Raw genomic sequence first — 26,998 nt, forward strand, 5'->3', positions numbered from 1 at the left:
AGTCGGTCACCAGTCGATCGGGTCGCGCGAGATCGGGCAGGTCATGCAGTGCCCGCCGCCGCGGCCGCGGCCGAGCTCGGCGCCGACGATGGTGATGACCTCGACGCCCGCGCGGCGCAGGGCGGCGTTGGTCAGCGTGTTGCGGTCGTAGGTGAAGACGACGCCGGGCTCGAGGGCGACGGCGTTGTTCCCCGAGTCCCACTGCTGCCGCTCGGAGGCGTACACGTCGCCCGCCGTCTCGACGACGCGCAGCTTCGGGAGGCCCAGCGACCGGGCGACGACGTCGACGAACGGGGTGTCGCCCTCGTCGGTGACCTCCACGCCGGGCGCGGCGTCCGACGGACGGAGGGTGAACGCGTGGATGCCGTCGACGATCGTGGGGTGCACGGTGACGAGGTCGCGGTCCGCGAACGTGAACACGGTGTCCAGGTGCATCGCGGCGCGCAGTCGCGGCATCCCGGCGACGACGACCTGCTCGACGTCGCCGCCGTCGAACAGCGCCTTGGCGAACTGGGTGATGCCCTGCCGCGACGTCCGCTCGCTCATCCCCACGAGGACGGTGCCGTTGCCGACGGGCATGACGTCGCCGCCCTCGATGGTGGCCTGCGCCCAGTCCTGCTCCGGGTCGCCCCACCACACCCGCGACCCGACGTAGTCCGGGTGGAACGAGTAGATCGCCTTCATCAGCAGCGTCTCGTCCTTGCGCGCCGGCCAGTACAGCGGGTTGAGGGTGAGGCCGCCGTAGATCCAGCAGGTCGTGTCGCGGGTGTACAGGGTGTTGGGCAGCGGCGGCAGCAGGTACTCGGGGGTGCCGGTGGACTCGCGGGCCAGGTTCACGTAGTCGCTGCGGAAGTCCTCGGGCAGGTCGTGCGTCGACAGGCCGCCGATGAGGAAGCGCGACAGCTCGCGGTCCGTGAGCGAGTCGAGGTACGCCCGCGTGCCCTCCACCAGGCCGAGGCCCACCTGGTTCGGCACCACCTTGCGGTCCAGGAGCCACGACCGCGCCTGCGGGATGGCCATCGTCTGGGCCAGCAGGTCGTGCAGCTCGACCACCTCGACGCCCCGGTTGGTGAGCTTGTTGACGAAGTCCAGGTGGTCGCGCTGCGCGGACTCCACCCACATGACGTCGTCGAACAGCAGGTCGTCGGAGTTCGTGGGGGTGAGCCGCTCGTGGGCGAGCCCGGGCGAGCAGACCAGCACCTTGCGCAGCCGGCCGACCTCCGAGTGGACGCCGTGGACCGGGGCGGCGGGCTGGGCGGACGGTGCGGAGGTCATGGGCAGAACCTTTCGGTCGGACGACGGACGGTGCGGTCGGCGGTGACGGTCAGATGGAGATCCAGCCGGCGACGAGGCCGATCACCGCGAGGACGGCGATCGCGACCACGACGACGAACAGCACCAGCTCGGCGGGGGTGAACGCCCTGCGGCCCTGCTCGCGCCGCGTCATGACGAACAGGATCGTCGCGGGCGCGTAGAAGAGGAACGAGACGAGCACGAGGCTCAGGCCGGCCGCGAAGACGAGGAAGGCGGTGTAGACGGTCGCCAGGACCGTGACGACCAGGTCCCCGCGCAGGGTCGACGGCGGGTCGCCGTCGTACGTCTCGCGCGTGGCGCGCAGCTTCACCGCGTAGAGGGCCGCCAGCAGGAACGGGATGAGCGTCATCACGGCGGTCATGTCGAGCGCGAAGTCGAACGCGTCCTCGGAGAAGTACGTGAGGATCAGCACCACCTGCGACAGGGACGTGCTGAGCAGCAGCGCGTTGACGGGCACGTCGCGGTCGGTCGACCGGGCGAGGAAGCGCGGCATGTCGCGGTCCTTCGCGGCGACGAACAGCACCTCGGCGGCCATCAAGGTCCACGCCAGGTAGGCGCCGAGCACCGAGATGATGAGCCCGACGCCGACGAAGATGCTGCCCCACTCGCCGACGGCCGCCTCGAGCACACCCGCCATCGACGGCTGCCGCAGCTCGGCGATCTCGGCCATCGGCATGATGCCGTACGACACGATCGTCACCGACGCGAAGATGGCGAACACGCTGACGAAGCCGAGGATCGTGGCCCGGCCGACGTCCTCGCGCCGGCGCGCGTGCCGGGAGTAGACGCTCGCGCCCTCGACGCCGAGGAACACGAAGACCGTGACCAGCATGGTGCCGCGCACCTGCTCGAACAGGTTCCCGGCGTAGTCGGCGCCGCCCCAGTTCTCCGCGAACGCGCTCGGGTCGAAGACGAACAGCGCCAGCAGGACGAAGACGATGATGGGGATGATCTTGGCGACGGTGACGATCCGGTTGATCGCCGTCGCCTCCTTGATGCCGCGCCGCACCAGCAGGAAGAACAGCCACAGACCCACGGTCGACAGGGCGAGCGCGAGCACCGTGTCCCCCGCGCCGAGGGCGGGGATCCACTGCCCCAGCGTCGACATGATGAGCACCCAGTACGTGACGTTCCCGACGCACGCGCTGGCCCAGTAGCCGGCGGCCGCGAAGAAGCCCGTGTACTCGCCGAAGCCCGCCTTCGCGTACGCGTAGACGCCGGCGTCGAGGTCGGGCTTGCGCATCGCGAGCCGCTGGAACACGAACGCGAGCATCAGCATGCCTGCGCCCGCGACGACCCACGCGATGAGCGCGCCCATCACGCCCGTCTCCTGGGCGAACCGCCGCGGCAGGGAGAACACCCCCGCGCCGACCATGGACCCGACGACCATCGCGGTGAGGGTCAGCAGCGAAACCTTCGTCGTCGTGCCGGCCCCCGACGTCGTCTCCTGCGCCATCTGTCGCGTCCTCCTGGGGTGGGACCTACCGGGTGCTGCGGCCGATCGTTCCACCGTCGCGCCTGGTCCGCGCGTCGACCGGGCGATCGACGCTGCCGTCAGCGCTGCGATCGAAGCCCCGCGCGACGGCCTCCAGGAGGTCGCCGGCGGGGATGCGCAGGGTGCGCGTCCAGGCGGGCAGGACGCCGGCCCGGGCGGCGGCGAGGACGAGCCCCGCGACGGCCAGCCCGAGCAGGATCGGCCACGCCGCGCCCCAGGCCGTCACGGCGTCGAGGCCGGGCACCTTCTCCGGCGGCAGCCACAGCCACGCCAGCACCCAGGTGCCCACGGTCCCGCCGACGGCGAGCACGGCCCAGGACCACAACCCGGCGTCGGGATCGGCCGGGCCGGCGTGTCCCGACGCGCGCAGCAGCACCAGCGCGCGGACGAGCAGCAACGTGGAGACGGTCGCGACGAACGGCAGCACCGCCGTGACGTCGACGAGGAACGGCGCGTCGCCCACGGCCCGCTTGGCGGTGTACTTGGCCACGGCGCCGCTGCCCAGGGGCGCGCCGGTGATCGCGAGCCCGAGCACGAGCGCCCCGCCCAGCACGACCGCGCGGGCGCGGCCGGCGCCGTACCGCTCCCAGACCTCCACCGCCATGATCAGCCCGCCCTTGGCCATGCCGTGGTGCACCGCGTAGACGACGGCGGTGAGCACGCACGCCTCCGCCAGGTCCGGGGCCCCGAGCGCGACCCCGACGACCATCGCGAGGAACCCCATCTGCCCCACGGTGCTGTAGGCGAGGGAGACCTCCGGGTCGTCGGTGAGGACGCCCGGCACGAGGACCCCGAACGCCCCGACCAGCGCCGCGACGACCAGCACCGTGCCCCAGCCCGGCATCGCCTCGTGCCCCAGGGGGAGGAACCGGAGCCAGCCCACGAGACCGACCTTGACGACCGTGCCGCTCAGCACCGCCCCGACTGGCACGGACGCCGCCGCCTCGTCGATCGGCAGCCACCCGTGCAGCGGGAAGGTCGCGGCCTTGATGCCGAACCCCAGCAGGAGCAGCCCGACGATCACCCCGCCCGCGGGCGCGGCGGCGACGGCTGCGGGGGCGTCGGCCAGCCGGAGCCCGCCCGCCGCGACGACGAGCACGACGGCGACGGCCAGGACGGCGTCGCTCGCCACCGCCAGGACGAGGTAGAGCCGGCCCGCACGCCGCGCCGTCACGGTCCGCGGGTGCAGGATCAGCCGGTGCGCGCCGACCGTCGTCACCACGCACCCGGCGAGGAACGTCACCGCGTCGGCGGCGACGAGCACCGTCGCGGTGCCGACGAACGCGACGAGCAGCAGCCCGCTGCGCGACGCCGTCCGGGCGTCCGCCGACCGCGCGGTGAGGGCGAGCGCGGCCGCGTACAGCACCCCGACGAACAGCAGCAGCGGGCGACCCACCAGGTCCAGCCGCAGCACCACGCCGCCGGCCGGGCCGAGCAGGTCCACCGCCACGACCGGGACGAGCGCGAGCGGCGCCGCGCGGACCAGGCCGTCCGGCGCACGGGTCAGCAGCACCACGGCCACCACCACGGGCACCGCGAGCGCGACGAGCAGCAGCCAGGTCATGTGCGCCTACCCGTGGGCGAGCACCTCGAGGGCCACGACCGCCAGCCCGAGCACCACCTCGGCCAGCAGGAGCAGCCACTTCTGCCAGGTGGGGATCGCCGCGCGACGCACCGCCACGTACCCGATCAGGCCGAGGCTCGCGACGAGCGCGTAGGTCGAGGCGGTGAGCGCACCCGCCGTCGTCCACGCCCCGGTCGCGGCCACCCACAGGAACACGAGCGGCAGGACGACGACGCCGGCGGCGCTGGAGACCACGCCCACCATGTGGCGCCCCTCGGCGCGCGACGGGAGGTGGTTGTGCACGACGACGTGCGACACGAGGTCGGCGAGGAAGACGGCCAGCAGCGTGCCGCCGACGGTGATGACCAGCGTGGTCGCCGCCCGGCCGGGCGTCAGGCCCTCGACGTGGCCACGCAGCGCCAGCACCACCGCCAGCGCCGCGAACGTGACGTACACGCGCTCCTTGAGCCGGTCGGCGCGCTGGTCCGGCGTGAGCCGGTCCTGACGACGTGCGCTCACCGGTCGTGCCCGGCGCGTGCACGGCCCACGGCCTTGACCACCTCGACGAGCAGGAAGACCACGATGGCGAGGCCGAGCGTCTTGCCCCACTCCTCGAGGCCGATGGGGGCGGCGTCGAACCAGTCGTGCATGAACGGCGCGTACACGAACACGCACTGCAGGGCGATCAGCGCGACGGCGGAGAGCCAGATGACGCGGTTGCCGCGCAGCACGTCCACGGTGAGGCTCGACCGGTCGAGGAACCGGCAGTTGAACAGGTACGCGAGCTGGCCGAGCGCCAGCATGGTCACCGCCGTGGTCTGCGCCTCGGCGAGCGGCGCGCCCTGCGCGCGCTCGGCGTAGAAGACGACCAGCGTGGCGCCGCCGATGAGCACCGACACGATGAGGATGCGGCGCACGAACGCGGCGTCGAGGATCGACGCCTTCGGGTCGCGTGGCGGCCTCGACATGACGTCCGGCTCCGCCTTCTCGTAGGCGAGGCCGAGGGACAGCGTGACGGCCGTGATCATGTTGATCCACAGCACCTGCACCGGCGCGAGCGGCAGCACCAGCCCGAACAGCACGGCCACGAGGATGACCAGCGACTGCGCGCCGTTGGTGGGCAGCAGGAAGAGCACCGACTTGCGGATGTTGTCGTAGATCCGCCGCCCCTCCTCCACGGCCCGCTCGATGGTGGCGAAGTTGTCGTCGGCGAGCACCACCTCGGCCGCGTCCTTGGTGGCCTCGGTGCCCTTGATGCCCATCGCGACGCCGACGTCCGCCTGCGTGAGCGCGGGGGCGTCGTTGACGCCGTCGCCCGTCATCGCGACCACCTCGCCGTGGGCCTGCAGCGCCGAGACGATGCGGATCTTGTGCTCCGGGCTCGTGCGGGCGTACACGTGCACGTCCTGCACGACGGCGCGCAGCTGCTCGGTGCTCATCGCCTCCAGCTCGGCCCCGGTGAGGACGGCGGGGCCCGTGCCGTCGGGCGCGGCGTCGTCGTGGACGATGCCCATCTCGCGGCCGATCGCCACCGCCGTGCCGGCGTGGTCGCCGGTGATCATCGTGACGGCGATGCCGGCGTCGCGGCACTGCGCGATGGCGTCGATCGCCTCCGGGCGCGGCGGGTCGACGATGCCCACCAGCCCGCACAGCTCGAGCCCGGTGAGGGAGTCGGCGAGCGGGCCCGACGGCGCCGGGCCCCGGGCCGCGGCGAGCACCCGCAGGCCGCGGCCGCCGATCTCGTCGATCTGCGCCTCCCAGAACGCGCGGTCGATCGGCTGCCCGGTGCCGTCCGGCGCGGTCTGCGTGGTGCACCGGTCCAGCACGCGGTCGGGCGCACCCTTGAGGTGCACCACCAGGCCGCCGTCCGCGTCCCGGTCGAGGGTGGCCATGTACTTGTTCTCGGACTCGAACGGCACCAGGTCCCGCCGCGACCAGCCCGTGGTGTCGAAGCCGGCCTTCATGCCGAGGCTGCGCAGCGCGCCCTCCGTCGGCTCGCCGACCAGCCGCCAGTCCTCGCCCGCTCCGGCGTCCCCGGGCACGACGCGCGCGTCGTTGCACAGCATCATCGCCGCGACGACGGCGCCGAGGTCGGGGTCGTCGACGAGGTCGGCGTGCCGCGACCCCTCGCCCGCGAGCGTGAGCTCGCCGGCGGGCGCGTAGCCGGCGCCCGCGACGGCGAACGACCGGCCGGCCGTGCGCACCAGCCGCGCGGTCATCTCGTTCTTGGTGAGGGTGCCCGTCTTGTCCGAGCAGATCGTCGTGACGGAGCCGAGGGTCTCGACGGCGGGCAGCTTGCGCGTGATGGCACGACGGCGCGCCATCTGCTGCACGCCGAGCGCGAGGGTGATCGTCACCAGGGCGGGCAGGCCCTCGGGGACGGCGGCGACGGCGAATCCGATGGATGCGGAGACGAGCTCCGGCACGGAGAAGTCGTGCACCACGCGCCCGATGACGACCATCACCACGGCCATGCCCAGGATGAGCACCGCGAGCAGCTTGCCGAACCGGTCGAGCTGCTTGGTCAGCGGGGTCTCCAGGCTCGTGACCTCCGAGATCATCGTCTGGATGCGGCCGATCTCGGTGCGCTCGCCGGTGGCCGTGACCACCCCGACGCCCTGGCCCGCGGCCACGAGCGTGCCGGAGAACAGCATGCTGGTGCGGTCGCCGACGCCGGCCTCGGGGTCCACGGCGTCGACCCGTTTGCTGGCCGCGACCGACTCGCCCGTGAGCGCCGACTCCTCGACGCGCAGGTTGGTGGCCTGCAGCAGGCGCACGTCGGCGGGGACGCGGTCGCCGGAGCGCACGCGCACGACGTCGCCGGGCACGACGTCGTCGGCGTCGATCTTGGCCCACGCACCGTCCCGGCGCGCCTCGGCGTGCACGGACAGCATCTGCCGGATGCCGTTCAGCGCGCTCTCCGCGCGCCCCTCCTGGATGAAGCCGATCGCCGCGTTCACCACCGCGACCAGCAGGATCACGGTGAAGTCGACCCAGTCGCCGAGGATCGCCTTGAGCACCGCGGAGACCAGCAGGATGTAGATGAGCACGTCGTCGAAGTGCACGAGGATCCGCTTCCACAGCGGGTCCTTCTCCGGCGGTGGCAGCCGGTTGGGTCCGACCTCCGCGAGCCGCGCCGCCGCGTCCGCGGCGCTCAGGCCGCCGTCGTCCGTGCGCAGCGCGGCGAGCACCTCGGCGGGCGGTCGTGACCAGGGGGTCGCGTCCGTGGCGACGTCCTGCGCAGATCCCATGGGGCCCATTCGACCCCCGTTCGCCCCGGGCCGCGCGGCGGGTCAGCGACCTGTGTCGTACGGCACCAGCTCGAACACCGGGTGCCGGTCCGCCTCGGCGACGAAGGCCTCCACCGGCGAGTCGACGGTCGCCGCGAAGTACGGCCGCGTGGGCCGGGACCGGCGCACGTACTGCCGCAGCACGGGCCCTGCCTCGTCCGCCGACGCCGCCCGCACCACGTACACGCGCCGCGCGAGGCCCCGGCGCAGCAGGACGCGCGGGTCGGCGCGGACGTTGTGCACCCAGGAGACGACGCCGTACGGGGCCACCAGCCAGCGCCGCCCGTCGAGGGTGACGAGGGTCGCGGGGTTCGTGCGGGGCAGCCCGGAACGCCTGCCCTTGGTGGTCAGCAGCGACGTGCCCGGCACCAGCCCGAGGCGGACGAACACGCTGGTCACCGCGTCGCCGACGTCGCGGGCGCGGCTGCGGGTGAAGGTGCGCGGCACCTGCTGGCCGTTCTCCTGCGGGCCGGTCATGCCGGGTCCCCTCCCCCGAACTCCTGCGCCCGCAGCCAGGCGAGGTGCGCGTGCACCAGCGGCAGCACGGACGCGCCCTCGCCGCTGGCGGACGCGACGCGCTTCATCGAGCCGGCCCGCACGTCGCCGACGGCGAACACGCCGCGCAGCGTCGTCTCCAGGCTGGCGGGCGGGCGGCCGTCCTCCCAGCGCTCCTGCGGCACGTCGCGCCCGGTGAGGACGAAGCCGTGGTCGTCGCGCGCGACGCCGTCGGGCAGCCACCCGCAGTCCGGCTCGGCACCCAGCAGGCAGAACAGGCCGTCGGCGTGGGTCTTCGACCGCTCGCCCGTGTCCAGGTCCTCGGTGATCAGCCACTGCAGGCGGCCGTCCCCGCCGCCGTCGACCACCGCCGTGCGCGGCCGCACCGCGATCGTCGGCGTCGCGGCGATCTCGCGGACCAGGTAGTCCGACATGGTCTCGGCGATGCTCCCGCGCCGCACGAGGATCGTCACGGAGCCGGCGAACTTCGCCAGGTGCACGGCGGCCTGGCCCGCGGAGTTGCCGCCGCCCACCACGACGACGTCCCGGTCCGTCATCTCGCGCGCCACCGAGCTCGCCGCGCCGTAGTGCACCCCGGTGCCGACGTGCTGGTCGACGCCCGGCACCCCGAGCCGGCGGTACGAGACGCCGGTCGCGAGGACGACCGTGCGGGCGCACAGCTGCGCGCCGTCGACGTGCACGTGGTGGTGCTCCGGCTCGTCCGCCGGTCCCGGCTCGATCCGCGCGACCGGGCGGCCCGTGTAGAAGCGGGCGCCGAACCGCCCGGCCTGCACGCGGGAACGCTGCGCCAGCCGCATCCCCGAGATGCCGCGCGGGAAGCCGAGGTAGTTGCGGATCATCGAGCTCGACCCGGCCTGCCCACCGATGGCGTCGCGCTCCAGCACCACGGTCGCCAGCCCCTCCGACGCCGCGTACACGGCGGCCGCCAGCCCTGCCGGCCCCGCCCCGACCACGGCGACGTCCGCGATCTCGCCCGGCGGGATGGAGTCGTAGCCGCCGTACATCGCCTCCGCCACGGCCGACGGCGTCGCCCCCGACAGCACCCGGCCGGCGAACGTGCGCACCACGGGCAGGACGGCGCCCGGACCGGCCTCGCCGAGGATCTCGCGCGCCGCGGCGTCGTCGGGCGCGAGCACCCGGTTCGGGACGCCCAGCCGCTCGAGCAGGTCGCGGACGGCGGCCGCGACCCGGTCGCCGGGCGCCGCGACGATCTCCGTGGACGTCACGGTGGGGCGGGCCACCGACCAGCCCCACTCCGACAGCAGCTCGACCAGCGCCGTGTGGAACTCCTCGTCGCGCGCGCCGCGCGGGATGCCGACGAACGTGTCCATGTCGCGCCGCAGCAGCGCGGCCCGCATCTCGTCCAGGGCGTCGGCGTACTCGTCGCCGGAGATCAGCGCCACCCGTCGCGCCGTCGACACGACCGCCGGCACCTGGTGCAGCAGCTCGACGCCCGTGGCGTCGGGCAGCCGGCGTTCCGCCGCGATCATCGCCACCGGCTCCCGCGCGGCCACCAGGTCGCGCAGCCGGTCCAGCGCCGCGTCGGCGGTGCGCACGAGCTCGACGCGGTAGTCACGGTCGTAGCGGGCCCGGAACTCCTCCTCGACCCGGGAGGCGTGCGCGTCGGCGACGAGCAGGACCACCGGACGGTCGGAGGGGTTCTCGGCGCGTGCTTCCGGACGCTCGGACATGCGGTCAGGGTAGGCGGAGCCGGAATCCTGAGCAGATCTTGAGCCAAACCTGCCGGCGCACGGCGGTCACCTCGAGGTTCGCGCCGCAGGATCGGTATCGCAAGCCCACGATCACCTCCCGGAGCACCATGTCGACCTCGCCGTCCGGACCCCCCGGAGCACCCGAGCACACCTCCCCCTGGGTGCGCGGTCGTGCCCCGCGGCCGGCGGGACCGGTGGTGCTCCGGGAGGAACGCTCCGGACCCCGGCCGTGAACCCGGGCCTGACCCCCACCATGGCGGCCGCGTGGCAGTCGCTCGAGGACGACCTCGACGGCGACCGTGCGGCGGTCGCCGGGTTCGCGGGCTCCTGGGCGGGCCTCCTGCCGCACCGCGTGGGGACGCTCTGGGCGGCGTTGACGCGCGCGGACGCGGACGCCGCCTGCGAGGTGCTCCTCACCCTCTCCTGCACCGCGGACATGCTCGGCATGGACGCCCTCGCGGACGCCGCCACGCGCGGGCTCGACGCTCTCGAGGCCGAGGGGGTCGAGGGCGCACGGCGGCACGTCGACCAGATCGCCGACGAGTCCCGGACCGCCGCGGTCGTCGTCGCCAGCGCCCTCGCTCAGGAGGGGTGGTCGAACCTGTAGCCCACGCCCCGCACGGTGCGGATCCAGCGGGGCGACGCGGCGTCGTCGCCGAGCTTGCGGCGCAGGTTGGTCAGGTGCACCTCGACGCTGCGGCGGTCCTGGTCGGTGACCGGGGTCCCCGTGTCGTACTCGTCCGCCCACAGCACCCTGACCAGGGCGTCCTTGGGGATCGCGTGCCCGGGGGCGTTCGTGAGCGCGACGAGCAGGTCGAACTCGCTGCGCGTGAGGTGCACCTCGGCCCCGTCGACCGTCACCGTGCGCGCCGCCGCGTTCACGACGAGCCCGACGGCGGCCGGAGCGGCCGCACCCGCGGCGGCCGGCGGCACGTCCCGCCGCGGACGGCGGAGCATCGCCTCGATCCGGGCGCGCAGCTCCCGCGGCCGGAACGGTTTGGTCTGGTAGTCGTCGGCGCCCGCGTCCAGGCCCATGAGCGCGTCGATCTCCTCCGCGCGCGCGGTGAGCATCACCACGTACGTGTCGGACACGGCACGGATCCGGCGGCACACCTCGAAGCCGTCGATGTCGGGCAGCCCCACGTCGAGCGTCGTGACCAGCGGGTCGAACGTGCGCACGAGCTCGACCCCCTCGAGGCCCGACGCCGCCGTGCGCGTGACGAAGCCGGCCTGGGTCAGCACCGCGTCGAGCAGGTCTCGGACGTCGGGGTCGTCCTCCACGACGACGGCCGTGCGCTCACGGGCGTCGCCGCTGTGCGGATGGGGTCCGACGAGCATGACGACACGCTAGCGAGGTGGCGCCCAGGCCGCAGCAGACGCCGCACCTTCCTAGACTCGCCGGTGGCGGCGACCGACCCGCCGGAGAGGGCGTCACCATGACGGGCACCTGCACACATCTGGACCAGATCGTCCCGGTAGCGCCGGAGGTGGTCGGCGAGTGCCCGCAGTGCGTGGCCGCCGGCGGCACCTGGGTGCACCTGCGCGCCTGCCTGGAGTGCGGGCACGTCGGCTGCTGCGACTCGTCGCCGGCGAAGCACGCGACGGCGCACTTCCACGCCACCGGGCACCCCGTGATGCGATCCGTCGAGCCCGGGGAGCACTGGGGCTGGTGCTTCGTGGACGAGGTGCTCGTGCCCGGCCGGGAGATGCCCGCGCCCGCCTGACCGCTACGCCCGGCTCACCCGACGGGGCGGACGCGCAGGATCTCGGTCCGCGCGATCGCGCGGTCGCGGACGTCGAGCCGCGCCTCCCGGTCGGGGTCGGCCATGAAGTCCGCGAGCGCCTCCTCGTCGGGCATCTCGATGAGCTGCACCTCGGTGGGCTGCACGGCGCCGTGCGCGGCGTCGTCGGTGTGCGCCACGTTGGTCACGCGGTGCAGCACCCGTCCGCCGTGCCGCGGCACGAGCGCCAGCACCTCGGTCTCGTAGTCGGCCAGCGCCGGGGCCTCGCCGTCGGCCGCCCACAGCAGCACGCACAGGGTGATCGCCATCGTCCACCTTCTCTCGTCGTCGTGCGGACGATCCTGTCAGGCGAGCGGCACTCCCCGGCGGACGGCGCGCGCGAGACGCGCCGGGACCTGCGCGACGCCGTCGGGCGTGGTGACGGGCACGAGCGTCACGGGCGCGGCCTTCCACCGGGCCCGGCGGCTGCGGGTGCGAGAGCGGGAGGTCTTGCGCTTGGGGACGGCCACGGCCGCTCCTCTCGTCGGTGGGGGGAGAACCCCCGGTTCAGCCCTGGCGGGCCTTGAACCGGGGGTTCTGCTTGTTGATGACGAACGTCCTGCCGCGGCGGCGGACGACCTTGGCGCCCGGCAGCCGCTTCAGCGACCGCAGCGAGGCCCGGACCTTCATCGGGCGCCCTGCCCGTAGCGACGACGGAACTTCTCGACGCGGCCGGCGGTGTCGACGACGCGCGCGGCGCCGGTCCAGAACGGGTGGCTGGCGCTCGAGATCTCGACGTCGACGACGGGGTAGGTGTTCCCGTCCTCCCACTCGATCGTGCGGGTGGGCCGTCCGGGCCCGGACGCGGCGTCCCCCGCCAGCGTGGAGCGCGTGAGGAACGCGGTGCCGGCGCTGGTGTCGCGGAAGACGACGGGGCCGTAGGTGGGGTGGATGCTCTGCTTCATGGTGGTGTCTCCTCTCACCAGCTGGACTTGGTGACGCCGGGCAGCTCGCCTCGCAGCGCCAGCTCGCGCAGGCGGATGCGGGACAGGCCGAAGCGGCGCAGGTAGCCGCGGGGGCGGCCGTCGACGACGTCGCGGTGGCGCAGGCGGGTGCGGCTCGCGTCGCGGGGCTGGCGCTGCAGCTCCATGACGGCCGTGGCCCGCTCCTCCGCCGTGGACGACGGCGACGCGACGACGCGCTTGAGCTCGGCTCGCCGGGCGGCGTACCGCGCGACGACGTCGCGGCGCCGCGCGTCGGCGGCGATCTTGGACGTCTTGGCCATCAGCGCTCCTCGCGGAAGTCGACGTGCCGGCGCACGACGGGGTCGTACTTGCGCAGCACGACGCGGTCGGGGTCGTTGCGGCGGTTCTTGCGGGTGACGTACGTGAAGCCCGTGCCCGCCGTCGAGCGGAGCTTGATGATCGGGCGCAGGTCGGTGCGGGTGGCCATCAGACCTTCTCTCCTCGTGCCTGGATCCTGGCGACCACGACGTCGATGCCGTCGCGGTCGATGGTCTTGATGCCCCGGGCGCTCACCCGCAGCGTGACCGTGCGGCCGAGCGAGGGCACCCAGTAGCGCTTCTTCTGGACGTTGGGGTCCCAGCGACGCTTCGTCCGCACGTGCGAGTGCGAGATCGCGTGACCGAACCCCGGGACGGTGCCGAGCACCTGGCAGCGGGCGGACATCGTGAACCTCCTGAGATGAGAACCGTTCTCATCAGGGCGCTAGAGTGACAGACTTGAGAACTGTTCTCAAGTGCCGTCATCCCCAACCCACCGGAGGTGCTCGTGATTCCCGACCGCCCGCACGCGCCCACCACGCCCGCCGCACCGGCGCTGAGCGTGCTCGTCGCCGTCGACCCCGTGCTGCGCGACGCCGCCGCCGCGAGCCTGACCCTGGGCGCTCCCGGCGTCGCCGTGGTGCGCCACGACCTGCTGCCCGACGACGGCGCGCTGCGCCGCGTCGTCGTCGACGCGACCGGCGTCCTGGAGGACGAGACGGTGGCGCTCGAGCACGCGTGCGTGTCGTGCAGCGTGCGCGAGGACGCCGTGCCGGCCCTCGCCCGCCTCGCCGAGGACGGCCGCTGGGCCCACCTCGTGCTGGCCCTGCCCGTCACCGCGGAGCCGCTGCCCGTGGCGCGCGCCCTCGCGACGCAGGCCGAGCCGGGCGGGGCGCTGGGGGGTCTCCGGCTCGCCGCGACGGTCGGCGTCGTCGACCTCGACGCCCTGGAGGCCGACCTCCTCGGCGACGACCTGGTCGACGAGCGCGGGCTCGCGCTCACCGACGACGACCAGCGTCCCGTCGGCGAGGCGCTGGCCGCGCAGCTCGAGCAGGTGGACGTGGTCGTCACGACCGGCGGCTCCGCCACGGGTGGCGGCCTCGTCGACCGGTTGCGCGCCGTCGACAGCCACCGCGTCGACGGCCTGCACGACCTCGACCCCGTCGCGCTCGCCGTCCGCTCGCACGCCCCCGCCGCGGCGGAGCGGCGCGCCCATCCCCTCGGCGCGCGCGGTGCCCGCCGCCGGGCCAAGGACCCCCGCGACCGGAGCTGGAGCCTCCTGCTGCGCAGCGACCGGCCCTTCCACCCGGAACGGCTGCTCGCGCACGTCGAGGACCTCGGTACGGGTCCGGTGCGCAGCCGCGGCGTCTTCCACGTGCCGAACCGGCCCGACTCCGCGTGCCTGTGGGACGGCGCGGGCGGCGCCCTGTGCGTCGCGGACCTCGGCACCTGGGACGAGGTCGCGGCCGGGCACCCGCCCGTCACCCGCATCCTCGTGGTGGGGGCGGGCGAGCCCCGCGACGCCCGCGAGGTGCACGACCGCATCCTCGACGCCTTCGGCGAGGCCCTGGCCACGGGCGACGAGGTGGCGGACGGCGGGCTGCGCTGGCTGGGCCGCGAGGACGTCCTGGAGCCCTGGCTGGGAACACGGACCGCGTGACCGCTGTTGCTCCCCGCGCGGGCCACCGTGCCGGTCCCCGCGACCGGAGCCCGGGGGCGTCATAGGCTCCTCGCGGACCCGCACCCACGACGGACGGGAGACACGCATGGCCGCACGCGCGCTCGCCGAACGGCTGCGCACCGAGTCCGGTGCGGCGCTCCTGCTCGTGGGCGTGACGCTGCTGGCGCTGGTGTGGGCGAACTCGCCGCTCTCCGGCTGGTACGAGCGCCTGTGGGAGCTGCCGATCCACCTCGACGTCGGCGACCTGCGCTTCGACATGGACCTGCACCACTGGGTCAACGACGGCCTCATGGTGCTGTTCTTCTTCGTCGTCGGCCTCGAGGTGCGCCAGGAGCTGGCCATCGGGTCGCTGCGGCAGCGCAGCCAGCGCCTGGTGCCGCTCGTCGCCGGCACGCTCGGCGTGATCGTGCCCGCGCTGGTCTTCCTCGCCGTCGCCGGGCACGCCGACCCGCACGGCTGGGGCGTCGTCGTCGGCACGGACACGGCGTTCCTGCTGGGCGTGCTCGCGCTGGTCGGGCCGGCGATGTCGAGCCAGCTGCGCGTCTTCCTGCTGACGCTGTCCGTGGTGGACGACTTCCTCGCCGTCGGCATCATCGGCGTCGTCTACTCCGAGGACGTGCGGCTCGCCCCGCTCCTCGTCGCCGTGGCCGCGCTCGGCGTGCTGTGGCTGCTGGGCCGGATGCGCGAGTGGCGCAGCTCGCCGTACGTCCTCGTCGTGGTGGTGCTGTGGGGCGCGACCGTGCAGGCCGGCGTGCACCCGTCGATCGCGGGGATGCTCGCCGGCCTGCTCGTGCCCGCCGTCGCCACGCGGCGCGACGACGTGCTGCAGGCCAAGAGCCTGTTCCGCGACTACTGGCAGTCGCCCAGCGCGAGCGTGGCACGCAACGCCCGCGTCGGGCTCGCCCGCTCCATCTCCGTCAACCACCGCCTGCACGACGTGCTGCGCGGCCCCGTGTCCCTCGTCGTCGTGCCGCTGTTCGCGCTCGCCAACGCCGGGATCGACCTGCGCGGCGGCGCGCTGGGCGCGGCGCTCGGGTCGGTGATCACGTGGGGCGTCGTGGCGGGGCTGGTCGTGGGCAAGCTCGTGGGCATCGCGCTCGGCACGTGGGGCGCGGTCCGCGCGGGTCTCGGCCGGCTGCCCGACGGCGTCGGCCCGGGCAGCGTGCTCGGCGGCGCGGCCCTGTCCGGCATCGGCTTCACCGTGTCCCTGCTGGTGGTGGACCTCGCGTTCGACGGCACGCCCGCCGGGCAGGCCGCGACGGTCGGCATCCTCATCGCGATGGTGCTGTCCACCCTGCTCGGCTGGGCGATCTTCACCGTCGCCCGCGTGCGGTACGGCGAGGCGAGCGCCGACCTGCCCGTCACGCTCTCCCCCGCCGTCGACCCCGAGCGCGACCACGTGAAGGGCGAGCCCGACGCCGCGCACACGGTCGTCGAGTACCTCGACTTCGAGTGCCCGTTCTGCGCCCGCGCCACCGGGATGGGGGCCGAGCTGCGCGAGCACTTCGGCGACCGGGTGCGGTACGTCGTGCGACACCTGCCGCTGGAGGACGTGCACCCGCACGCCTACCTGGCCGCCGTCGCGGCCGAGGCCGCGCACCGGCAGGGTCGGTTCTGGGAGATGCACGACGCGCTGTTCGCCCACCAGTCCCGGCTGGAGCCGGACGACCTGCGCGAGCACGCGGCCGCGATCGGCCTCGACCTCGAGCGGTTCGACGCCGACCTGGCCGACGAGGCCCTGCACGCCCGCGTGCGCGCCGACGAGGCGAGCGCCGCGGCCTCCGGCGCCCGCGGCACGCCGACGTTCTTCCTCGACGGCGCCCGCCACCGCGGGCCCCACGACGCGCGCACCCTCATCGCCGCCCTCGAGGCGAACGAGGACGACCCGGCGCTGCGGCGCCGGTCGTGACGACGCCGGGGCGGGTACGAGAGGATGGGGATATGGGATACCAAACCGAACCCGTGACCGACGGCGACCTGCCGTACCTGCGCCGGTGCGTAAACCTCGCGCGCGAGGCGCTGGACGACGGCGACGAGCCGTTCGGCTCGCTGCTCGTCGACGCGACCGGCACCGTCGTGTTCGAGGACCGCAACCGCGTGAAGGACGGCGACCAGACCCGTCACCCCGAGCTCGAGATCGCTCGCTGGGCGGCCGCGCACCTCAGCCCCGTGGAGCGGGCGGGCGCCACCGCGTACACCTCGGGCGAGCACTGCGCCATGTGCAGCGCGGCGCACGCCTGGGTGGGCCTCGGCCCCATCGTGTACGCGACGAGCACCGCCCAGCTCACCGCGTGGCTGCACGAGTGGGGCGTGGCTCCCGGCCCCGTGACCCCGCTGCCGGTGGGCGACGTCGCGCCCGGCGTCCCCACCCGCGGACCCGCGCCGGCGCTGGCCGACGAGGTGCGCTCCCTGCACGCCCGCCTGCACGGCGTGCGCGACCCCGCCTGACGATGTTTGCCTGGGGAGCATGAGCGACACCCCGGAGCCCACCCCGAGCCGCAGCCCCTGGACCTGGCGGGTGGTCGTGCTCGCCGCCGTCGTGGTGGTGGCCGTCGTCGTCTGGCTGGTCGTGCGGGACGACGGCGGCGACGGCGCGACGGCCGCGTCACCGTCCCCCACCGCTCCCGCGTCCCAGGACGCCTCGCCCGCCCCCTCGTCGTCGCCCACGACGACGGGGGCCGCCGGCTGCGCGGCCACCGACGACGGCACCCCGGAGGGCGCGGACGCGCACGAGATCGTCGACGTGGACGGCGACGGCGAGGCGGACACCGCCTGGCTCACCGGGGGCGCCGAGCGCCGGTTCGGGATCACGACGGCGTCGGGCGCCACGTTCTCGGCGGCGATCGACTCGGCGAGCCCGCAGCGCGCGTCCGCCGTCGTGAACGTCGTGGCGGCGGGCGACGACACCGCGCCGATCGCCCTCGTCGACACCGGCCGCGAGGTGCTGCTGTTCTCGGCGGCCGACTGCGACCTCGCGGCGACGCAGAACCTCGCCGGCGCGCCCTACACCTTCGACAAGGGCTTCACCGGCCAGGGCACCGGCGTCGGGTGCACGGAGGTCGACGGGGCGCTGCGCCTGGCCGGCCTGAACGCGACGTCCGCCGACGGCAGCTCCTTCACGGTCGAGCGCACGTTCGTGGACCTGGACGACGGCGCGCTGGCGGCGTCCAACGGCGAGGCGTCGACGGTCGCGGACGGCGCCGGCCCGGACGACCCGGTGGTCGTCACCGCGCAGGAGACCAGCTGCGGCGATCTGGTCGTGGGCGAGGACGGGCCGGTCGAGCCGCAGTCCTGAGCCCCGCCCGCCGGCCCCTTGCGTCGCGCATCGACGTCGATCAATATGAGGGCATGCCCGCCCTCCCCGACGACGGTGCCCGGCCGTCCGCCCTGTTCGTCTGCGTGCACAACGCCGGCCGCTCCCAGATGGCCGCGGGCTTCCTGCGCGCCCTGTCGGGAGGCGCCGTCGAGGTGCGGTCCGCCGGGTCCGTGCCCGCCGACCGGATCAACCCCGTCGCCGTCGAGGCGATGGCCGAGGCCGGCATCGACATCACCGCCGAGCAGCCCAAGGTGCTCACGACCGAGGCGGTCCAGGCGTCCGACGTCGTCATCACCATGGGCTGCGGCGACGCCTGCCCGATCTTCCCCGGCAAGCGTTACGAGGACTGGGAGCTCGACGACCCCGCCGGCCAGGGCCTCGACGCGGTCCGCCCCATCCGCGACGAGATCCGGCGCCGGGTGCTCGGGCTGCTGGCGTCCCTCGGCGTCGACCCCGTCGCGCACTGAGCCCGCCCGCCGATCAGGCGCCCGCGTCGCCCGAGCGGCCGTGGGCGACGCCGGTCGCGAAGCCGACGCCGGCCGGGGCACCGACCCCGAGCTCGACGAGCTGCGGCTCCGCCGGCGCGGTGCCGCAGCAGGACCCGGCCGACGACTCGCCGTCGGCGGCCAGCGCCAGGTCGCTGGAGCAGACGCCGGTGGCGGGCAGGTCGAGCTGGACGGCGTCGGCCGCGGCCCGGTCGCCCGCCAGCGCGGCCGCCACGGAGCGCACCTGCTCGTAGCCGGTGGCCAGCAGGAACGTCGGCGCTCGGCCGTACGACTTCATGCCCACGAGGTAGAAGCCGTCGTCCGGGTGCGAGAGGACCTGCTCGCCGTGCGGGGGCACCGTGCCGCAGGAGTGCTGGTTCGGGTCGATGAGCGGCGCCAGCGCGCTCGGCGCCTCGACGACGGGGTCGAGGTCGAGCCGCACCTCGCGCAGCATGCCGAGGTCGGGGCGGAAGCCCGTCGCGTTGACGATCGCGTGCACGTCGAGCGCCAGCGGCTCGTCCTTGGCCGTGCCGAGCACCTGGACCGAGTCACCGGCCGGGACGAGCTGCTCGATCGAGACCCGGGTCAGCAGGCGCAGGCGGCCGGCGTCGACGGCCTCGCGCAGCCGGGTGCCGAGCAGCCCCCGGGCGGGGAGCTCGTCGTCGGCCCCACCACCGAACAGGCGCCGGGCCGAGCCGCCGCGGATCGCCCACGTGACCGTCGTGCCGGGCTCGGACTCGGCCAGCTCCGCCAGGCTCAGCAGCGTGTTCGCCGCCGAGTGCCCCATCCCGACGACGAGCGTGTGCCGCCCGGCGAAGCGGTCGCGGTCGGCACCCAGGACGTCGGGCAGCGGCCCGGTGACGAACGGCGCGGCGTCGGCCTCGCCGGCCGCGGGCAGGCCGCTCACGCCGAGCGGGTTCGACGTCGAGAACGTCCCGGACGCGTCGATCACCGCGCGGGCGAGGATGTCGGCCACGCGCCCCGAAGCGTCCACCGTCCGCACGCGGTAGCCGCGCCGCTCCCGGCCCAGGGAGCGGGTCTTGTCCGCGCCGTCCCGGGCGACGGCGAGCACGCGCGTGCCGGTGCGCAGCCGGGACGCGATCGCCGGCGTCGCGGCCAGCGGGGCGAGGTAGCCCTCGACGAGCTCGCCGCCGGTCGGGAGGGCGTCGGGGTCGGGCGACGTCCACCCCGTCGGCTCGAGCAGGCGCCGCGCCGCGGCGTCGACGTCGTACCGCCACGGCGAGAACAGGCGCACGTGCCCCCACGACGCGACGGCCGCCCCGACGCTCCCGCCGGCCTCCAGCACCAGGGGCTCCAGGCCGCGCTCCAGCAGGTGCGCCGCTGCCGCCAGGCCCACCGGGCCCGCGCCGATCACGGCCACCGGCAGCTCGGCCCGCACCGTCTCGACCATCTCGTGCTCCTTCGTGTCGATCCGCTCGTATCGATGAACTTCGATGACTGAACGGGGACAACGTATCCACGTTCTTCGATGCGTGGCAAGATGGAGGCATGACGACGACCGACCTGCCGCTGACGCCCGTGGCCGCCGACGGCGGCTGCTGCGGCCCGGCCGCTCCCCCGATGGACGTCGCCGCGGCCCGCGACCTCGCCCGCACGTTCAAGGCGCTCGCCGACCCGACGCGCGTGCAGCTCCTGTCGATCGTCACCTCGCACGAGGGCCACGAGGCGTGCGTCTGCGACCTCACCGAGCCGGTGGGCCTGGCGCAGCCGACCGTCAGCCACCACCTCAAGATCCTCGTCGAGGCGGGCCTGCTCGAGCGCGAGCAGCGCGGGCGCTGGGCGTACTACCGCGCGGTGCCGGGCGCCGTCGACGGCGTCGTCGGGTCGCTGTCGTCGCTCACGCCGGTGACGGCGCCGACCGGCGCGTGAGGAACAGCACCGGGATCAGCAGCAGCGACAGGACGCCGCCGCCGAGGGCCAGGGTCGCGTAGCTCGACCCCGCCATCACGACTCCGGACATCGCGCCCCCGCCCGCGCCGGCGAGCGCGATGAGCACGTCGACCGTGCCCTGGGTGCGGGCGCGGGTGGCCGGCGTCGTCGCGTCGACGATGAGCGCCGTGCCGGCGATGAGGCCGAAGTTCCACCCCAGCCCGAGCAGCGCGAGCGACAGCACGAGCAGCACCATCGAGTCGCCCGGCGCGACGGCGCCCGTGATCCCCGCGAGCAGCAGCGTCACGCCCGACGCGACCGCCATCGGCACCCGTCCGATCCGGTCGACCAGCACGCCCGTGACGAGCGACGGCAGGAACATCGCCGCCACGTGGATGCCGATGACGAGGCCGACGTCGCCCAGGTCGTGGCCGTGGCCGCGCATGTGCACGGGCGTCATCGTCATGATCGCGACCATCGCGATCTGCGTCAGCACCATCACCGTGGCGCCGACGACGACGCCGGCCGGCACGCGCCGCGTGCCGGCCTCGTCCGGCGCCGACGGCGCGCCGTCGACCGCGCCGTCGGTGTCGGACGAGGCCGCCAGCTCCTTCGCGACGAGGAACGGGTCGGGCCGCAGGAAGGCGAACAGCGTGCCGCCGGCGGCGAGGAAGGCGACCGCCGCGAGCAGGAACGGGCCGGCGAGCGCGGGCAACCCGAGCGACGTCGCGAGGCCGCCGAGCGGCTCGACGAGGTTCGGCCCGGCCACCGCGCCGAGCGTCGTGGACACCATCGCGACGCTGGCCGCCGTCGCGCGCCGGTCCGGGGCGGCCAGGTCCGTGCCCGCGTACCGGGCCTGCAGGTTGGTGGACGTGCCCGCGCCGTAGACGAACAGGGACACGAGCAGCAGCGGGACGGCGCCGAGCGCGGCGGCCGCGACCACGCCGACGGCGCCCAGGCCGCCCGCGGCGAAGCCCAGCCCCAGGCCGAGCCGGCGGCCCGCGCGCTGCGTGACCCGCCCGACGAGGAACGCCGCGAGCGCCGAGCCGAGCGTGAACAGCATGGTCGGCACGCCGGCGAGCCGGTCCGTGCCGAGCATGTCCTGCGCGAGCAGCGCCCCGACCGTGACACCCGCGGCCAGGCCGGCGCCGCCGAGCACCTGGCTCGCGACGACGACGGTCAGCGTGCGGCGCTGCAGCGTGCGCAGCTCGTCGGGCGACGGCAGCACCGGGCACCTCCGGGGTCGGGTCGTGGGGCACCGGCAGCGTAGCCGCCCGCCCAGATCGCCGAACATGCACTTGCGCACCTTCTGGGGGCTCAGAACGTGCGCAACTGCATGGTCGGCAGTGGTCAGACGGCGGTGACGGCGTCCGGCGGGCGAGCGCCGTCCGCCCACGCGACGCCGAGCCGCCGCGTGGTGCGGGGCTCCAGCGGCACGTAGACCGGGTCGGCGGCGTCGGGCCGCTCGGGCCGGGGCAGCACGGCCACGCCCATCCCCGCGGCGACGAGGCCGCGGATGGTGTCGACCTCGCTGGACTCGAACGCGACCTCGACCTCCACGCCGGCCGCGCCGAGCATGCCCTCGACGACGCCGCGCAGCTCGGTGGTGCGCGAGAACGCGACGAACCGCTCCCCCGCCAGGTCGTCCACGCCCACGCCGGTGCGCCCGGCCAGACGGTGCCCCGGGGGGACGGCGACGCACAGCACCTGCTCGTGCAGCAGCCGCCAGCCCGTGGTGCGGGCAGGGGGCGGGGGCGTGACGAGCGCGAGGTCGAGCACGTCGTCGTCGAGCCAGCCGAACAGGTCCTGCGCGAAGCCCTGGCGGAGCTCGAAGCGCCGGTCCGGATCCTCACGACGCAGCTCGGTCACGACGCGCGGCACCAGCCACCGCGCCACGGACTGCAGGAAGCCGAGGCGCACCGTGCGCGCGCCGAGCGCCTCCTGGCGGACGTGCCGGCGCGCCACCTCGATCTCGTCGAGCACGCGGGCCGCGTCGCCGCGGAAGCTCACGCCGGCCCGGTTGAGCGCGATGCGGCGCCCGTGCCGTCGGAACAGCTCGACGCCGAGCCCCGCCTCCAGCCGGGCGAGCGTGCGGGAGACCGTCGACTGGTCCACCCGCAGCAGCGCCGCCGTGTCGCGGGTGCTCTCCGTCTCGCACAGCGAGAGGAACACCCGCAGGGTCTGCTCGTCCATGTCATCCCTCCCACCGGGTGGCCAGATGCGATTGTGGCATCAGACCCGGCGTTCGGATCATTTGGCGCATCGGAACGACGGGCGCATCGTGGACCGGTGACCACCGCCCCGCCCGCGCCGCCCGCTCCGACGCCGTCGCCCACCATCGCTCCCCTGGAGGGCCACCGGCCCGGGTCGCGGGCGTACCGCCGCACGCTGCTCGGGCTCGCGGCGGGCGGCCTCGCGAACTTCTCGCTGCTCTACTACGTGCAGCCGCTGCTCCCGCAGGTCGCCGCCCACTTCGACGTCTCCGCGGGCGCGTCGGCCCAGGTGCTGTCAGTGACGACGGCGGCGATGGCGGTCGCGCTGCTGGCCGTCGGGCCGGTCGCGGACCGGTTCGGGCGGGTCGAGGTGATGCGCTGGTCGCTGCTCGCGTCCGGCGTGCTGGGGCTGGCGAGCGCCTTCGCGCCCACGTGGGGCAGCCTGCTGGTGCTGCGCGGCCTGGCGGGCGTCGCGCTGGCCGGCCTGCCCGCCGTCGCGCTCGCGTACCTGCGCGAGGAGATGCACCCGGGCGCGCACGCCCGTGCCAACGCCGCGTACATCGCGGGCACCGCGGTGGGCGGTGCGGTCGGGCGGCTCGTGCCCGGCCCGCTCGCCGCCCTCGGCGGGTGGACGCTGGCCACCGAGGTGCTGAGCGTCACCACGCTCCTCGCCGCCGTCGCCCTGTGGGCGTTCGTGCCGAGGTCGGCCCGGTTCACGCCGCGCCCGCTGCGGCTCGGCAGCGTGCTGACCGGCACGGCGTCGGCGTTCCGCGACCCGGTCGTGGCGCTGCTGTGCGCCGTCGGCTTCGCGAGCATGGGCACGTTCGTCGGCGTCTACAACGCGGTCGCGTTCCGGCTCGAGGCCCCGCCGTTCTCCCTCGGGCACGCGGTGACGCTCGTGTACCTGGCGTACCCGGTCGGCATCGTCACGCCGTCCGTCGCGCAGCTCCTGGCCCGACGGCGCGGGCGCGGCCCCGCCGCCGTCACCGGCCTCGTCCTGCTCGCCGTCGGGGTCGCGGTGACCGTGCCGTCCTCCGTCGTGGCCGTCGTCGCCGGGCTCGGGATCCTCACCGTCGGGTTCTTCTGCGCCCACTCCCTGGTGAGCGGCTGGGCCGTGGACCGCGCGCACCGGCAGGGCCGCGGCACCGCCCAGGCGTCCAGCGCGTACCTCTTCGCGTACTACGTGGGCAGCGCCGTCATGGGCGCCGTCGCGACGCACGTCTGGGAGGACGCCGGCTGGGCGGGGGTGGTCGGGCTGGCGACCACCACGACCGCGGTCGCCGTCGCCGCCGCGGCCGTCGCGGCCCGCCTGGACCGCCAGCCCCTGGATCAGCGCGGCCGGGTCGCCGACAGGTAGGCGGTCGAGACGAAGCCGGTGCGCGTGCCCGCCTTGACCTTCTGCCAGCCCTTCGACGCCGCCCCGACGTGCGTCACCTTGGTGCCCTTCGCCAGCCGGGCGAGGACGGGGGACGACGTCGACGCCTTGGCCCGCAGGTTGAGCGACGAGACGGTCACGTACGAGACCTTGGCGGCGGGCGTCGTCGTGCCGGGCTTGGCGGCGGGCGCCTTGGTGGTCAGGTAGGACGTCGCGACGTAGCCGGTGCGCGCGCCCGCCTTGACCTTGACCCAGCCCTTCGACGGCGCGGCCACCTGCGTCACCTTGGTGCCCTTCGCCAGGCGGGCCACGACGGCCGACGACGTCGACGGCTTCGCGCGCAGGTTCAGGGACGACGTGTTCACGTAGGCCACGGTCGCCGCCGGGGCGCTGGGCGTGGTCGGCGTGGTCGGCGTCGCCGGTGCCGTGGAGGTCAGGTACGCCGTCGACACGTAGCCCGTGCGCGTCCCGGCCTTCACCTTGACCCAGCCCTTCGACGCCGCGGCCAGGTGAGTCACCTTGGTGCCCTTCGCCAGCCGGGCGACGACGGCCGACGACGTCGACGGCTTCGCGCGCAGGTTGAGCGACGAGACGGCGACGTAGGAGACCTTCGACGGCGCCGGGGCCGTGGGCGTCGTGGGCGGGGCGGTCGCGGGGCGGCGCGGGGTGACGTACGACGCGGAGACCCAGCCGGTGCGCGCGCCGTACGTCACCTCCCGCCAGGTGCCGGACGCCGCGCCCGGCTTCGCGGTGAGCGTCGCGGCCCGCGGCACGACGGCGAGCACGGGCGACGTGGTCGACGGCCCGGAGCGCAGGTTGACGGAGCTGCTCGCGTAGTAGGTGCACGATGTGGGCGTGCTGCGCACGGCGACCCGCGTCGCGGTGGCACGCAGGTCGACCCCGCGGCCGCGGAGGTAGGTGAGCGGGTCGGTGTGCGTCGCGCCCGCCCCGTAGGTGCCGTTCCACACCTCCAGGTGCAGGTGCGGGCCGGTGGAGTTGCCGCTGGAGCCGACGTCGGCGATGCGCTGCCCCGCGGAGACTTTCTGGCCCGCGCGCACGTACCGGTCACCGTCGACCACGTGCCCGTACACGGACGAGACGGTGCGCCCGCCGATGGTGTGCCGCACCACCACGACCTGCCCGAAGCCGGAGGTGGCGCCGGCCTTCAGCACCACCCCGTCGGCGATGGCGTTCACGCGCACGCCGCGCGCGGCGCCCATGTCCTGCCCGAGGTGCCACGTCGACGCGCCCGCGACGGGCATGCAGCGGGGCCCGTAGTACGACGAGAGGGAGTACGTCTTCGCAGGCAGCGGCGCCACGACGCCGGAGGACGCCCCGGCCGGCGGGGCGACGAGCACCGAGGCCACCCCGATGCCGAGGGCGAGGGTGGCTGCCCCCAGGACCGCGCCGAGGCGCTGCTGAACCGACGATGTCTTCACTGCGCCCCCTGGCACCGATACGGCCACGACCGACGTGTCGGGTTGACACCGTCAGCAGGACGGTAGATCGAGACGCTTCGTTGCGCGCGGCGAACGTCGGCCCGCTCTCTCTAGGGTGGTTCCCGTGCCGTTCGCGATCGCCGAGGACTCCGCCACGATCGCCTACCAGGTGCAGGGCTCGGGCGCCCCGCTGGTGCTGCTCGCCGGCCAGGCCAACTCGCACCGCTGGTGGGACCCGGCGCGCGACGGCCTCGGTGCCGGGCGGCGCACGATCACGCTCGACTGGCGCGGCACCGGCGCCTCCGGCCCCACGGACCTGGAGCTCACCACCCGGCGGCTCGCGGGCGACGTGGCCGCCGTCCTCGACGACCTGCGCGTCGAGCGCGCCGACGTGTACGGCACGTCGATGGGCGGCCGCGTGGCGCAGTGGTTCGCCGTCGACCATCCCCACCGGCTCGGGCGGCTCGTACTGGGCTGCACGACGCCGGGCGGCGCGCACGCCGTCGAGCGCTCGCTCGAGGTCCGCCGCGCGATGGTGCAGCCGGACCGGCGCGCGGCCCGGCGCGCCCTGCTCGACCTCATGTACACGCCCGCGTGGCTGGCCGCCCACCCCGGCCCGACGACGGTCGAGGGCGACCCGTCCATGACCCCGCAGGCGCGCCGCGACCACCTGCGCGCCAGCGACGGCCACGACGCCTGGGACGCGCTGCCCCGGGTGCTGGCGCCCACGCTGGTGCTGCACGGCGCGGACGACGTGCTCGCGCCGGCCGTCAACGCGGCCCTGCTGGGCGAGCGGATCCCGGGGGCACGCGTCGAGGTGCTGCCCGGCCTGCGGCACGCGTAATTCCACGAGGGCGAGGCCGTCGCGACGCCGCTGGTGCGCGGGTTCCTCAGGTGAGCCCTCCGGCGAACCCCTGGCCCCGGCCCTGAGCCCGGCGTCCCCCTCGGGTCGTACGCGGCGCCCCCGAGGTTCCGCTCCGGGGCCGACGACGACGCCACCTGCGCGTTCGTAGCGTCGAGGACATGACGCAGCACGAGAACCACCACGACCACCGCAGCACCCCTCACGCCGACCGCGGCGACGTCTCCACCGTCACGACCTCGCCCGCGCGGCGCTACCGCGGCGTCGGCGTCCTGGCCCTCGCGTCCGTCGTCGCCGTCACGACGACGGCGTGCGGCGCCATCTCGGAGGCGCTGCAGGACCGGGGCTCCGGCCACACCCGGGCGTTCACGTACGACAGCGGCGCGGACGGCAAGGCCGACGAGGGGCTGCCCTCCTGGGTGCCCGACGACGCCTCCGACATCCGCGGCGTCTTCCGCACCACCGGCGACGAGATGATCCTCACGATGGACGCCGACGTGACGTCCCTGCCGGCCGACTGCACGTCCGTCGACGCCGGCCACCCGCTCGTCGCGAAGCCCACGCGCGGCACCCTCACCGCCGACGACTACCGCACCGGCTCGACCCTCGAGGCCGGCTGGTGGACCGCCGGCCAGGAGCAGGACGCCTCGCTGCAGTGCGACGGCTGGTGGGTGGGCACGAAGGACGGCGCCCTGTTCGCGTTCCACCCCGAGCTCAAGGCCGTGCAGGTCGAGGACCAGCCCGACCCGGCGTGACCGGCACGACGCCACGGGCCGGCCGAACTTCACCCGCCCCCGGTCGTCCGGGCAGCGGCGTGGACGGGACGACGGACGGATCCTGGAG

The 26,998-nt window shown here is 74.9% G+C and carries 30 protein-coding genes; 11 read left to right on the top strand and 19 right to left on the bottom strand.

Going from position 1 to position 26,998, the window contains the following annotated elements:
* Positions 1-6: 6 nt before the first annotated feature.
* From ACQP60_RS08670 to ACQP60_RS08700, 7 genes are read right to left on the bottom strand one after another with little or no spacing between them, the layout of a single operon-like run.
* On the bottom strand, positions 7-1,275 hold the full coding sequence (locus tag ACQP60_RS08670; RefSeq protein ID WP_429730778.1) for an arginine deiminase: 1,269 nt from the start codon (positions 1,273-1,275) through the stop codon (positions 7-9).
* Between the two features lie 49 nt (positions 1,276-1,324).
* Positions 1,325-2,770 (bottom strand): basic amino acid/polyamine antiporter, encoded by a 1,446-nt coding sequence (locus tag ACQP60_RS08675; RefSeq protein ID WP_429730781.1) that lies wholly within the window; start codon positions 2,768-2,770, stop codon positions 1,325-1,327.
* A gap of 25 nt (positions 2,771-2,795) precedes the next feature.
* Positions 2,796-4,373, bottom strand: coding sequence for a proton-conducting transporter transmembrane domain-containing protein (locus tag ACQP60_RS08680; protein ID WP_429730784.1), 1,578 nt, complete (start codon positions 4,371-4,373; stop codon positions 2,796-2,798).
* A gap of 6 nt (positions 4,374-4,379) precedes the next feature.
* Positions 4,380-4,892, bottom strand: coding sequence for a hypothetical protein (locus ACQP60_RS08685; RefSeq protein ID WP_429730786.1), 513 nt, complete (start codon positions 4,890-4,892; stop codon positions 4,380-4,382).
* Positions 4,889-7,624, bottom strand: coding sequence for a cation-translocating P-type ATPase (locus ACQP60_RS08690; protein WP_429730788.1), 2,736 nt, complete (start codon positions 7,622-7,624; stop codon positions 4,889-4,891). The genes ACQP60_RS08685 and ACQP60_RS08690 overlap by 4 nt, the downstream gene beginning before the upstream one ends.
* Before the next feature lie 42 nt (positions 7,625-7,666).
* Complete coding sequence (locus ACQP60_RS08695; RefSeq protein WP_429730791.1) at positions 7,667-8,140, bottom strand: nitroreductase family deazaflavin-dependent oxidoreductase; 474 nt, start codon at positions 8,138-8,140, stop codon at positions 7,667-7,669.
* On the bottom strand, positions 8,137-9,870 hold the full coding sequence (locus ACQP60_RS08700) for an NAD(P)/FAD-dependent oxidoreductase (RefSeq protein WP_429730794.1): 1,734 nt from the start codon (positions 9,868-9,870) through the stop codon (positions 8,137-8,139). Before ACQP60_RS08700 ends, ACQP60_RS08695 begins: the two co-directional genes overlap by 4 nt.
* Positions 9,871-10,120: 250 nt before the next feature.
* Here ACQP60_RS08700 and ACQP60_RS08705 point away from each other — a divergent pair, with 250 nt between their 5' ends.
* A complete protein-coding gene (locus tag ACQP60_RS08705) occupies positions 10,121-10,498 on the top strand; it encodes a hypothetical protein (protein ID WP_429730797.1) in 378 nt (125 codons plus the stop codon).
* Here ACQP60_RS08705 and ACQP60_RS08710 read toward each other — a convergent pair.
* Positions 10,474-11,229 (bottom strand): response regulator transcription factor, encoded by a 756-nt coding sequence (locus ACQP60_RS08710; protein ID WP_429730799.1) that lies wholly within the window; start codon positions 11,227-11,229, stop codon positions 10,474-10,476. The two genes, ACQP60_RS08705 and ACQP60_RS08710, sit on opposite strands and share 25 nt — an antisense overlap.
* 98 nt (positions 11,230-11,327) lie before the next feature.
* Here ACQP60_RS08710 and ACQP60_RS08715 point away from each other — a divergent pair, with 98 nt between their 5' ends.
* Positions 11,328-11,615 (top strand): UBP-type zinc finger domain-containing protein, encoded by a 288-nt coding sequence (locus ACQP60_RS08715; RefSeq protein WP_429730802.1) that lies wholly within the window; start codon positions 11,328-11,330, stop codon positions 11,613-11,615.
* 14 nt (positions 11,616-11,629) lie between these two features.
* Here the strand turns inward: ACQP60_RS08715 and ACQP60_RS08720 are convergent, their stop codons facing one another.
* From ACQP60_RS08720 to rpmB, 7 genes are read right to left on the bottom strand one after another with little or no spacing between them, the layout of a single operon-like run.
* Entirely contained in the window at positions 11,630-11,941 is a 312-nt protein-coding gene (locus ACQP60_RS08720) for a DUF1330 domain-containing protein (protein WP_429730805.1), read from the bottom strand.
* A 36-nt stretch (positions 11,942-11,977) separates the two neighbouring features.
* The gene (rpmF, locus tag ACQP60_RS08725) at positions 11,978-12,142 is read right to left on the bottom strand and encodes a 50S ribosomal protein L32 (RefSeq protein ID WP_429730808.1); all 165 of its coding nucleotides are present in this window, start codon (positions 12,140-12,142) and stop codon (positions 11,978-11,980) included.
* A gap of 37 nt (positions 12,143-12,179) precedes the next feature.
* Positions 12,180-12,302 carry a type B 50S ribosomal protein L36 gene (ykgO, locus tag ACQP60_RS08730; RefSeq protein ID WP_079573901.1) on the bottom strand — a complete coding sequence of 41 codons (123 nt, stop codon included), beginning with the start codon at positions 12,300-12,302 and terminating at the stop codon, positions 12,180-12,182.
* Positions 12,299-12,577: a type B 50S ribosomal protein L31 gene (locus ACQP60_RS08735; RefSeq protein ID WP_429730811.1), complete on the bottom strand. Its 279-nt coding sequence runs from the start codon at positions 12,575-12,577 to the stop codon at positions 12,299-12,301. The genes ykgO and ACQP60_RS08735 overlap by 4 nt, the downstream gene beginning before the upstream one ends.
* A 14-nt stretch (positions 12,578-12,591) precedes the next feature.
* Positions 12,592-12,897, bottom strand: a complete 306-nt coding sequence (gene rpsN, locus ACQP60_RS08740) for a 30S ribosomal protein S14 (RefSeq protein WP_429730814.1) — start codon at positions 12,895-12,897, stop codon at positions 12,592-12,594.
* A complete protein-coding gene (gene rpmG / locus ACQP60_RS08745; protein WP_429730817.1) occupies positions 12,897-13,064 on the bottom strand; it encodes a 50S ribosomal protein L33 in 168 nt (55 codons plus the stop codon). Before rpmG ends, rpsN begins: the two co-directional genes overlap by 1 nt.
* Positions 13,064-13,300, bottom strand: a complete 237-nt coding sequence (gene rpmB, locus ACQP60_RS08750) for a 50S ribosomal protein L28 (protein ID WP_429730821.1) — start codon at positions 13,298-13,300, stop codon at positions 13,064-13,066. The genes rpmG and rpmB overlap by 1 nt, the downstream gene beginning before the upstream one ends.
* A gap of 102 nt (positions 13,301-13,402) precedes the next feature.
* On the opposite strand from rpmB, the gene ACQP60_RS08755 reads away from it, so the two are divergent.
* The 5 genes from ACQP60_RS08755 to ACQP60_RS08775 all read left to right on the top strand — a co-directional run bounded on the left by ACQP60_RS08755 (position 13,403) and on the right by ACQP60_RS08775 (position 18,358).
* Positions 13,403-14,554 carry a GTP-binding protein gene (locus ACQP60_RS08755; RefSeq protein ID WP_429730824.1) on the top strand — a complete coding sequence of 384 codons (1,152 nt, stop codon included), beginning with the start codon at positions 13,403-13,405 and terminating at the stop codon, positions 14,552-14,554.
* A gap of 106 nt (positions 14,555-14,660) precedes the next feature.
* Positions 14,661-16,484 carry a Na+/H+ antiporter NhaA gene (nhaA, locus tag ACQP60_RS08760; RefSeq protein WP_429730827.1) on the top strand — a complete coding sequence of 608 codons (1,824 nt, stop codon included), beginning with the start codon at positions 14,661-14,663 and terminating at the stop codon, positions 16,482-16,484.
* Positions 16,485-16,516: 32 nt separating this feature from the next.
* Positions 16,517-17,023: a nucleoside deaminase gene (locus ACQP60_RS08765; protein WP_429730830.1), complete on the top strand. Its 507-nt coding sequence runs from the start codon at positions 16,517-16,519 to the stop codon at positions 17,021-17,023.
* A 19-nt stretch (positions 17,024-17,042) separates the two neighbouring features.
* Positions 17,043-17,870 carry a hypothetical protein gene (locus ACQP60_RS08770; protein ID WP_429730833.1) on the top strand — a complete coding sequence of 276 codons (828 nt, stop codon included), beginning with the start codon at positions 17,043-17,045 and terminating at the stop codon, positions 17,868-17,870.
* Between the two features lie 53 nt (positions 17,871-17,923).
* Positions 17,924-18,358 (top strand): arsenate reductase ArsC, encoded by a 435-nt coding sequence (locus ACQP60_RS08775; protein ID WP_429730836.1) that lies wholly within the window; start codon positions 17,924-17,926, stop codon positions 18,356-18,358.
* A gap of 13 nt (positions 18,359-18,371) precedes the next feature.
* Here the strand turns inward: ACQP60_RS08775 and ACQP60_RS08780 are convergent, their stop codons facing one another.
* Entirely contained in the window at positions 18,372-19,787 is a 1,416-nt protein-coding gene (locus ACQP60_RS08780; RefSeq protein ID WP_429730839.1) for an FAD-dependent oxidoreductase, read from the bottom strand.
* A 98-nt stretch (positions 19,788-19,885) separates the two neighbouring features.
* On the opposite strand from ACQP60_RS08780, the gene ACQP60_RS08785 reads away from it, so the two are divergent.
* Positions 19,886-20,266, top strand: coding sequence for an ArsR/SmtB family transcription factor (locus ACQP60_RS08785; RefSeq protein ID WP_429730843.1), 381 nt, complete (start codon positions 19,886-19,888; stop codon positions 20,264-20,266).
* Here the strand turns inward: ACQP60_RS08785 and ACQP60_RS08790 are convergent.
* Together ACQP60_RS08790 and ACQP60_RS08795 are read right to left on the bottom strand one after the other, a co-directional pair.
* Positions 20,235-21,494: an MFS transporter gene (locus tag ACQP60_RS08790; RefSeq protein WP_429730846.1), complete on the bottom strand. Its 1,260-nt coding sequence runs from the start codon at positions 21,492-21,494 to the stop codon at positions 20,235-20,237. The genes ACQP60_RS08785 and ACQP60_RS08790 overlap by 32 nt on opposite strands.
* Before the next feature lie 122 nt (positions 21,495-21,616).
* Positions 21,617-22,459, bottom strand: coding sequence for a LysR substrate-binding domain-containing protein (locus tag ACQP60_RS08795; protein ID WP_429730849.1), 843 nt, complete (start codon positions 22,457-22,459; stop codon positions 21,617-21,619).
* A 96-nt stretch (positions 22,460-22,555) separates the two neighbouring features.
* Here ACQP60_RS08795 and ACQP60_RS08800 point away from each other — a divergent pair, with 96 nt between their 5' ends.
* A complete protein-coding gene (locus tag ACQP60_RS08800) occupies positions 22,556-23,836 on the top strand; it encodes an MFS transporter (protein WP_429730852.1) in 1,281 nt (426 codons plus the stop codon).
* Here ACQP60_RS08800 and ACQP60_RS08805 read toward each other — a convergent pair.
* The gene (locus tag ACQP60_RS08805) at positions 23,809-25,293 is read right to left on the bottom strand and encodes an SH3 domain-containing protein (protein ID WP_429730854.1); all 1,485 of its coding nucleotides are present in this window, start codon (positions 25,291-25,293) and stop codon (positions 23,809-23,811) included. The two genes, ACQP60_RS08800 and ACQP60_RS08805, sit on opposite strands and share 28 nt — an antisense overlap.
* A gap of 124 nt (positions 25,294-25,417) precedes the next feature.
* On the opposite strand from ACQP60_RS08805, the gene ACQP60_RS08810 reads away from it, so the two are divergent.
* Both ACQP60_RS08810 and ACQP60_RS08815 read left to right on the top strand, forming a co-directional pair.
* A complete protein-coding gene (locus ACQP60_RS08810; protein ID WP_429730857.1) occupies positions 25,418-26,137 on the top strand; it encodes an alpha/beta fold hydrolase in 720 nt (239 codons plus the stop codon).
* A gap of 179 nt (positions 26,138-26,316) precedes the next feature.
* Entirely contained in the window at positions 26,317-26,910 is a 594-nt protein-coding gene (locus ACQP60_RS08815; RefSeq protein WP_429730860.1) for a hypothetical protein, read from the top strand.
* Positions 26,911-26,998: the final 88 nt, after the last annotated feature.

It is taken from the genome of Isoptericola variabilis (assembly GCF_050311655.1).
Taxonomy (GTDB): Bacteria; Actinomycetota; Actinomycetes; order Actinomycetales; family Cellulomonadaceae; genus Isoptericola; species Isoptericola variabilis.